This is a genomic window from Haladaptatus sp. (genome assembly GCF_049589095.1).
Taxonomy (GTDB): domain Archaea; phylum Halobacteriota; class Halobacteria; order Halobacteriales; family Haladaptataceae; genus Haladaptatus.
In genome coordinates this window covers 1-7,261 of the sequence record NZ_JBAWAC010000046.1, presented here as the reverse complement: position 1 = coordinate 7,261, position 7,261 = coordinate 1, and the positions used below count along the sequence as shown (strand labels likewise).

The following is a 7,261-nucleotide window of genomic DNA, read 5'->3' as shown; positions in this document are numbered from 1 at the left end:
GTAATTTTTATATGCACCCGTCACAACCCTCTGAATGATTCGAACGAGTGTTGCAGTGTTCGAGAGGTACAAACCTATGAACGGGAACATCAACGACAGTAACGACGGTGCCGTTATCACGAGTACAGCACAACCGAACCGATACACCAGCTATGCGGACGGGGAGCAACTAAGCACGGCGGTGGTCATGGCATTCGCCGACGTTGCCGGTGTCGATCCAGCGGAGATCGGCGTACCGCTATACGACGTAATCGACCCTGACGCACTCGACAACCTATTTAGCGACAAACACGATGGCTCTCCACGTATGGGTGGAAAAGTCATCTTCACCATCCTCGACTACGAGGTAACCGTACAGAGTTACGGAGAAATCGTTATTCGCGAGCTAGAGTAGCCCGTCTTCGTTTTTTTTTTGCGCTCGCTGGTTCCCGTTCCTTCTTCGTGGCTCGAGCTATGATATGCAATAACATATCATTCTCGTTCCCCGTTTCCCGTCGCTCGATGTTCCCGTAATCGAAACGACCTCTGTTGGAGTTCGTCGAACGAAAAAACCGCTTCCACCCGGATTCAGTATTTCGGCACCGCGCCGGTCGTCGCGTACACGTCGTCCATCAGGTCGTCACGAACGTCCTGCCACGCCGCGAGGCCACGCGGGTCGGTCGGGTAGTGTTCGTAGTGGTCGAGGAGTTTGTCGGCCAACCGCTTCGTCTTGTAGAGGTCGTAGACGAGTCGCCAGTGGTTGCGCGCGTCGAGCGCGGTCTGGAGTTTGAGCTTCGTCCCGATACTGGCACTGCCCGAGTACAGCGCTTCCGAGAGTTTCTCCGCGGGGAGCGCGCCGAGCATTCCCATCAGGTCGTCCACGTCCACCGCGGTCGTGAAGATGTTGTAGATGTCGAGACCGGCGTAGCGCGCGCCGAAGTGGTCCATGACTTTCCGGTTGTACTCCCAGAGGGCGTGCTCGCTCGTATCGCCGGTTTCGATGGCCTCGATGGCCTGCTCACCCGCGTACTTGCCCGCGTAGGCCGCACCCGCGATGCCGCCGCCCGTGGTCGGGTTGACGTGCCCTGCGGCGTCGCCGACGGCCATGTAACCGTGGGCGGTCGCCGAATCGTACGGTCGTCGGGTCGGCAGCGCCGCCCCGAGCTTGTCCGTGACGGTCGCACCCTCGAACTCCGGTCGGTTTCGGAGGTCGTGCTTCAGGTCGTCGACGAGCTCCATCGGCTCCTCGTTCATCTGGAAGCCGAGACCGGCGTTGATCTCCGTGCTGGTGCGCGGGAAGTACCACAGGTACCCCGCGGCACGGTCGGTCGGCTTGAAGACGAGCGCGTCGTCCCACTCGACCGGTTCCTCGACGTGCACGATTTCGCGGTAGGCCGAACAGAACTGCGAGTAGGTGACGTTCGTGTCGAACGTCGCGCCCGAGAAGTCCGTCTTGTCCTGCAACAGCGACATCGATCCGGCGGCGTCGATGACGATGTCGGACTCGTACTCGATGACGTCGCCGTTCTTCTTGGCACGAACGCCCGTGACGCGTCCGTCGTTCTCCTGCGTCACGTCCTGCACGACCGTGTCGTAGTGGAACTCGGCACCGGCCGCCTTCGCCCCCTCGATGATGAGCCGTCCGTACTTCCAGCGGTCGATGACGGCGAGTTCACCGGGGACGGGGATTTCGAGCACCGTGTCCTCCTGCGGAATCTCGAACCGACCGTGGTCCACGCCGGTGTTGGTGAACGCCGGTTCGATTCGCTCCTTGGGAATCGCCTCCGGAAAGGCGTCCGCCCCCTTCAACGCGTCACCACACGCGATGTGGCCCGCTTCTTCCTCGTTCTTCCGCTCGATGACGGCCACATCGAACCCCTCACGCGCGACGGTCGCCGCGGCGTAACACCCCGACGTTCCCGCACCGACAACGACCATATCAAATTGTTCGCTCATGTGTGTCGCTACGAGAGGGCAACGAGAAAACTCTTTATCCCCTATTGTGTCGCATCTCCCACGACTAAAATGTCCGGCGACGTCCATAAAGAGTTTTGCCGAGTTGTTCCGTACGCCGAGGTATGACCGAGTACACCGTCGAGTTCGTCGGGACCGGTGAATCCATCGAAGTTTCGGACAAACAGACCATCCTCAAGGCCTGCATCGAGGAGGGCATCGCACAGGAGTACTCCTGTCGCGTCGGCATGTGTCTCGCCTGCTCGGCCGAAATCATCGAGGGGGAGGTCACCCAACCCGCCGCCCGCGGCCTGACCGAAGAAGAGGCCGAACGCTACGCGCTCACCTGCATGGCTCGACCGCGAAGCGACCTGAAACTCGACCGTGGAAAATATCCCCCGAGCATCGAAGCCGACGCCGACGCGATGGACGAGGCCGCCGCGGCCGACGACTGAGCTATCTGTTCTCCGACATCCACTTCGTCCCGAACTCGACCAGTTCCCGCTGTGAGAGGAGTGTTGCGTCGGCTTCGCCGACGCGTCCGCGCCGCACCGAATGGGCCGCTTCGATTTCACGGAAGTCGTCCTCGCCCTCGGGTTCCTCGTACGTCACCCATCGACGCTCACCGTTTTCCAGCACCGGTCTGCCGTTTTGCTCGTACGACTTGCCGTCGTACTCCGCCCGATACTCCGCCAGATGGAGCGACGTGTTCGCGTCCACACCTAGCCGGAGGACCCGCGCGTCAAGGTCGAAGAGCCGTGCCAGCGGTGACTCCTCGCCGAGCGACGAGTCGTAGGCGTGATTCTCGACCACGAACTCGGCGTCCGCGCCCCACGCCGCGAACGACGAGACGGGATGGGCGCTTCGGCGGACGCCGGGATAATCCCGGAAACAGTCCGCAATCGCGCCGATGCCGCGCGTCGGCGTGAGTTCCGGCCGGAACGGCGGCGACGTTTCCTTGACCGTCTCCACCCAGTCGTCGGGAACGGGCGGGTTCTCCCAGTGGATCGGGTCCGACAGCTGTGAGGAGTGGGCGGGCATGGCGAGCGCCCCTTTCGCCGTGACGACGCCCATCAGCGCGTCCACGACGGCCGGTGCACCGCCGGGAACCCACCCGAGCGCCGAGAGCGACGCGTGGACGAGCACCGTGTCCCCCGCCGACAAGCCGAGTTCGCGCAGGTCGGCTTCCAATCGCTCACACGTCACCGGTTCGTCGGTTCGCTCGACCGCGTCCCCCTCGCTCATGGCGGTCGTTCCATCGAAAATCGGTCACCCGTGTGGGTATAGAGGCTTCCCGAGAGTCGTCCGACGGCGTCGATCTTGTTCACGTCGAGTTTCCCGTCGGTCGTCACGTCGTCGTCCACATGCACCCACTCGACCTTTCCGAGCACCATCGTGGACGCGCCGAGGTCCACCATCTCGTGCAGCGAACATTCGAACGAGACCGGCGATTCGGCGACGCGCGGCGCGCTTACGGTCTCCGATTTGGCGCGGGTAAGTCCGGCGTGTTCGAACTCGTTCTCCCCGTTGGGGAGCGTCGCGCTCGTCTCGTTCATCGCCTCGGCGACCGATTCGGTGACGATGTTGACGACGAACTCCTCGGTCTCCTGGATGTTTGTCGGCGTATCCTTCAAACCGTCCTGTGCGTCCGCGGCCGAGAACATCAACATCGGCGGTGCGACGCTCGCGACGTTGAAGAAACTGTACGGCGCGAGGTTCACCACGCCGTCCGCGCTCCGCGAACTCACCCACGCGATGGGGCGCGGAATCACCGCCCCCGCCAGCGTTCGGTACAGCGAACCGCCTGCGTCCGGGTCGATTTCCATACGCATGAAACGAAACGCGATGACAAACGGATTTCGGGTGCGGTCGGTTCTGCCGGGATGGTCTCGTCTCCCGATTCGTCATTTCTACAGCCGAACCAAACATTACGTAAGAAATCCATTGCCCTGTATGAGCGTCACCGAGTCGGCACGATCGGTCATCGATGTCGTCCAAGAACGAAATATCACGTTCCTCGCGGCCAGCTTTGCCTACTACGCGTTCGTCTCTCTCTTTCCGTTACTCATCCTCGCGTTGACCATCGGGACACTTCTCGGCGGAAAGGAGTTCTCGACCATGCTCATCGACGCTTCCAAACAGTTCCTCTCCAAGGAGGGGACGACCATCGTCGACCGGACGCTGACGAATTCCTCCGGAAGCGCCGGAGCGTCCATCATCAGTGTCATCCTTCTGGTTTGGAGTAGCCTCAAACTGTTCCGAGGGCTGGTCATCGCCTTCGAAGAAGTGTATCAGCGCTTCCCGGACGCGGGCATCGTCGACCAAGTCAAAAAGGGTCTCGTCACGCTGGTCGCGGTGGTTCTCGGCATCGCGTTGATGGTCGGCATCGGCACCGTCCTCGGGTCGTCGCTGTTCGTGAACGTTCCGCACATCGGGACCATCGCCAGTGCCGTCCTACTGTTGGGTCTCGTGTTCGTCTTCTTCCCGCTGTACTACGTCCTCCCGCCGGTGGACATGTCGTTTCGGGAGGCGCTACCGGGGACGATTTTCGCCGCACTCGGCTGGTTGGTGCTTCAAGCCGGATTCCAATTCTTCCTCAGTGGGGCGAGTAAGTACGGACTCAGCGAAATCCTCGGGACGATTATCGTCTTCCTCACGTGGCTCTACTTCGCGGGTATCATCATACTGGCCGGTGCCGCCGTCAACCTCGTCGCCGCGGACCGCAGTGCGGCGGCCGTCTGAGCGGTGTTCTCGTCACTGTTCGGTGTTTCGTTGCGTAGAGTTGATCGAATCGAGATGAACACGAGCGCAGGTTCGGGTGAGAGGTAGACGCCGAACAGCCGTGTTTGATTGGTTTGACGAGTACAATTACCGGAAAGACGATCTCAAAAGGCTCCGTCCATTCGCTCCGACGTTGATTTGATAACTTTGTGATTACAGCAGCAGCGACGATGAAGACCCAGAAAGCCCCCGCCCGTTCGCGGTCGCTGCACGGGATATTTGTGCTCTCCGCAACGCTAGCACGAATACTGGCCCGTGCAAACGACTACAATAAACGCGAACAGACGGCCCCTTTCAACCCACCCAGACCCCGCAACCGCTACGCCTCCGCACCGCGCCACGGGCCTCCCCAGCCGACTCCTTCACTGCGTTCAGTCGTCCCTCGCGCGGGCGCACCGGAGATGCGCCGTCGCGCGCCGTGCGGCTGGTTCGTATCGTGTAGACCATCCTGCACTCACACACTAATCAAACACGTCTCGTTTCGTAGCGGACGGGGCGTTCTGGGCGGTCATCGAACTTGTTGCCGTACGCTCATACGAACTTTCCTACACTGCGCAGTTGTTCGGGCCGAGTTCGAGTTCGAACGCGGTTTCCGAATCGACCGTCTCCTTTCCGAGGTTCACCGACACGATTTCCTCGTAGTTGGCCGGTCGCGGCGGCAGGTCGTCCGCGACGCGTGCGACGAACTCGTCCCTGTCGAGCGAGAGGAGCGAAACCGCTTCGCACACGGCCGAAAGGGAATCGGTGAACGTCCCGTCGCTCGCTCGGGGCGTCCCCGAGCGAACGTGTCCCGGTGCGACGAGCGTCTCTCCCGGCAGCGCACGGATGCGGTCGTGGAGCGTCGCGTAGAGCGAGTCGGCGAGCGAGCGAGCGCCGTCGCTCCCCGCCTCCAAGTCGGGGCGACCGATGCTGTCCAGAAACAGCGTGTCGGCGCTGAACAGAACGCCGTCGAACCGGAACAGGGTCATCTCGCTGGTGTGGCCCGGTGCGTGGAGCGCGGTCAGCGTTCCGTCCCCGAGTTCGAGTTCGTCACCGTCCGCGACGAGCGTGGCGTCGAACGCCAGCCCACGTTCCTTCGCTCCCACCGGGAGCACCGGCGTCGCTTCGCTCCGCTCCGCAACCGCTCGAATCCCGCTGACGTGGTCGGCGTGGACGTGCGTGTCGATGGCGTAGCGGAGGTCCGCACCCCCCTCGTCCGCGTCCGCGACGTATCGGTCGGCGAATTCGCGCAACGGGTCGATGACGACGGCTTCGTCGCCCGAAATCACGAGATAGGACAGACAACCGCTGGACGGGCGTTCGTACTGGACGACGGTCCCGCTGTCGACGTCGATTTCGCGGGCGACGTACACCGTTGCCCACCCTTCCATCCCTGCTTCGAGGTTCAACACGTCCAACCCCTCCTCGCGGAGCAGTTCGGCGACGCGCTCGCTCGCGTCGCCCTGCGGGCATACCGCGACGACCGGTCCGTCTTCATCGGCCGAATCGAGGCCGAGCGATTCGACGAGTTCCGGGATTTCGCCGCGCACCTTCGCACCCATGAATTCGACGTACGGTCGCTGTACCGTCCGTGGTGCGTCGATGTGCCACGCCTCGAACTCGTCGCGGTTGCGAACGTCGAGTATCGAGAGCGACTCACCCCGCTGGAGTCGGTCGTACAGTTCGGTCGGTGAGAGGGCGTCGGCCATGGAGGACGTACGCCACGCAAACCCAAAAGGAATCGCGTGATTCCCACGTCGCCCAAACGTTATACTCGGCGTCGTCGTGTGATGGCTATGAACCCGGACGACTTCGCCGACAGGGTGGGTGCGGAGAAATCGACCGAAATCGACCGCCTCGGGTCACAACAACTGCTGGTCGCGCTGACGGGTGCCGACCTCGAACCCGAGGTGGTGCTCACGGCGTCCGCGAACAGCGAGCGCAGTGCCGCCGAGACGTTCGCCGAATGGGCCGACGGGAGCGACGACGCACGGGAGACGTTCGAGCGGTTGGCGGACCAGGAACGGGATCACTACGAGCGCGTCGTCGCGGAGTTGAACGAATTCGAACCGCTGGATTCTATCGACTCGATGCAGGCATATCTCCGTGGATTGGATGACGATATCTCGCGGGCGGGTGGATTGGTCGGCCGCTCGCTCGTCGGAAATCGAACCCTGTTGCAGGTCGTGAACTTCTTCGTCAACGGGGCCGACGAGCGCCGGGCGAACCTCTTCCGCGACTTGCGCGCCGATACCCGGGAAAACGTGGAGGACGGTACAGCCGTGCTCGCCGAGTGCTGTGCGGACGACGACGACTGGAATCGGGCGTTCGACGTTGCGACCGAAACCGTTCAGATAGCCTACGACGACTACGCCGACACCCTCACCGAAATGGGTCTCGACCCGAAACCCATCTGTTGAGATTCCGTCGATGTAGCTACATTTATCACACGCCTCCGGCAACACGCGGCATGGTCGATGGCTCCCGAATCCTCAGCACCACGTTCGCGCTGAGTTTGGCGTTGGTGACGCTCGCCGGTCCGTTGGCGACCGCGCTTGGCTTCGGAACC

At 62.3% G+C, this 7,261-nt stretch carries 8 protein-coding genes; 4 read left to right on the top strand and 4 right to left on the bottom strand.

What is annotated here, in order from left to right:
• The first annotated feature begins 76 nt into the window (after positions 1 to 76).
• Positions 77 to 394, top strand: coding sequence for a HalOD1 output domain-containing protein (locus tag WBV42_RS01520; protein WP_423984470.1), 318 nt, complete (start codon positions 77 to 79; stop codon positions 392 to 394).
• Between the two features lie 173 nt (positions 395 to 567).
• Here the strand turns inward: WBV42_RS01520 and WBV42_RS01515 are convergent, their stop codons facing one another.
• Positions 568 to 1,935: a geranylgeranyl reductase family protein gene (locus WBV42_RS01515; protein WP_423984469.1), complete on the bottom strand. Its 1,368-nt coding sequence runs from the start codon at positions 1,933 to 1,935 to the stop codon at positions 568 to 570.
• A gap of 122 nt (positions 1,936 to 2,057) precedes the next feature.
• On the opposite strand from WBV42_RS01515, the gene WBV42_RS01510 reads away from it, so the two are divergent.
• The gene (locus tag WBV42_RS01510) at positions 2,058 to 2,387 is read left to right on the top strand and encodes a 2Fe-2S iron-sulfur cluster-binding protein (protein WP_066143980.1); all 330 of its coding nucleotides are present in this window, start codon (positions 2,058 to 2,060) and stop codon (positions 2,385 to 2,387) included.
• A 1-nt stretch (position 2,388) separates the two neighbouring features.
• Here WBV42_RS01510 and WBV42_RS01505 read toward each other — a convergent pair whose 3' ends face one another.
• Both WBV42_RS01505 and WBV42_RS01500 read right to left on the bottom strand, forming a co-directional pair.
• A complete protein-coding gene (locus WBV42_RS01505; RefSeq protein ID WP_423984468.1) occupies positions 2,389 to 3,177 on the bottom strand; it encodes an aminoglycoside N(3)-acetyltransferase in 789 nt (262 codons plus the stop codon).
• On the bottom strand, positions 3,174 to 3,758 hold the full coding sequence (locus WBV42_RS01500) for a flavin reductase family protein (RefSeq protein WP_423984467.1): 585 nt from the start codon (positions 3,756 to 3,758) through the stop codon (positions 3,174 to 3,176). Before WBV42_RS01500 ends, WBV42_RS01505 begins: the two co-directional genes overlap by 4 nt.
• 127 nt (positions 3,759 to 3,885) lie before the next feature.
• Between WBV42_RS01500 and WBV42_RS01495 the strand changes: the two genes are divergently transcribed.
• Complete coding sequence (locus WBV42_RS01495; protein WP_423984466.1) at positions 3,886 to 4,674, top strand: YihY/virulence factor BrkB family protein; 789 nt, start codon at positions 3,886 to 3,888, stop codon at positions 4,672 to 4,674.
• 584 nt (positions 4,675 to 5,258) lie between these two features.
• Here the strand turns inward: WBV42_RS01495 and WBV42_RS01490 are convergent.
• Complete coding sequence (locus WBV42_RS01490) at positions 5,259 to 6,401, bottom strand: MBL fold metallo-hydrolase (RefSeq protein WP_423984465.1); 1,143 nt, start codon at positions 6,399 to 6,401, stop codon at positions 5,259 to 5,261.
• Between the two features lie 87 nt (positions 6,402 to 6,488).
• On the opposite strand from WBV42_RS01490, the gene WBV42_RS01485 reads away from it, so the two are divergent.
• Positions 6,489 to 7,112: a rubrerythrin family protein gene (locus WBV42_RS01485; protein WP_423984464.1), complete on the top strand. Its 624-nt coding sequence runs from the start codon at positions 6,489 to 6,491 to the stop codon at positions 7,110 to 7,112.
• Positions 7,113 to 7,261: the final 149 nt, after the last annotated feature.

Bases quoted from the DNA above. Each gene is read 5' to 3' on its own strand.
- WBV42_RS01520 (WP_423984470.1), top strand. From the start codon at position 77: ATGAACGGGAACATCAACGACAGTAACGACGGTGCCGTTATCACGAGT.
- WBV42_RS01515 (WP_423984469.1), bottom strand. From the start codon at position 1,935: ATGAGCGAACAATTTGATATGGTCGTTGTCGGTGCGGGAACGTCGGGG.
- WBV42_RS01510 (WP_066143980.1), top strand. From the start codon at position 2,058: ATGACCGAGTACACCGTCGAGTTCGTCGGGACCGGTGAATCCATCGAA.
- WBV42_RS01505 (WP_423984468.1), bottom strand. From the start codon at position 3,177: ATGAGCGAGGGGGACGCGGTCGAGCGAACCGACGAACCGGTGACGTGT.
- WBV42_RS01500 (WP_423984467.1), bottom strand. From the start codon at position 3,758: ATGGAAATCGACCCGGACGCAGGCGGTTCGCTGTACCGAACGCTGGCG.
- WBV42_RS01495 (WP_423984466.1), top strand. From the start codon at position 3,886: ATGAGCGTCACCGAGTCGGCACGATCGGTCATCGATGTCGTCCAAGAA.
- WBV42_RS01490 (WP_423984465.1), bottom strand. From the start codon at position 6,401: ATGGCCGACGCCCTCTCACCGACCGAACTGTACGACCGACTCCAGCGG.
- WBV42_RS01485 (WP_423984464.1), top strand. From the start codon at position 6,489: ATGAACCCGGACGACTTCGCCGACAGGGTGGGTGCGGAGAAATCGACC.